Annotated in this window: 1 protein-coding gene; it reads right to left on the reverse strand. The window is 60.9% G+C overall.

What is annotated here, in order from left to right; all coding sequences use genetic code 11:
* Window positions 1-327 (reverse strand): HNH endonuclease signature motif containing protein (locus HMPREF2617_RS11695; protein WP_141763017.1); only part of this gene is annotated, 327 nt, incomplete at both ends.

Consider the following 327-nt stretch of genomic DNA (forward strand, 5'->3'; position numbering starts at 1 on the left):
CATTGCCCCGCGGTTGGTGTTTTTCACCGGATAGCCGCGGGGTGAGATCCATACCGGTGCACCCCGCACCATCACGATCCGGCCGCGTTTCTTCCGCCACGGATCATCATCATTGACCCGGTTGTGGTACCTGCATAGCGGCGCAAGGTTGCCAATATTGGTCTCCCCACCGTGCCGCCATGCCTCCACATGGTGTAGCTCGCAGTTGTCTGCTCCGTGACGACAGCCAGGAAACGCACACACCGGCGAGACCAACTTGGCCAAATCGCGCTGCTTCTGATTCGCCAAACGTTGCGTGCGGTACAAGTTCACCGCACCGGCCTGCGG

The organism is Corynebacterium sp. HMSC070H05, from assembly GCF_001837615.1.
In the GTDB taxonomy this organism is placed as follows: Bacteria; Actinomycetota; Actinomycetes; order Mycobacteriales; family Mycobacteriaceae; genus Corynebacterium; species Corynebacterium coyleae.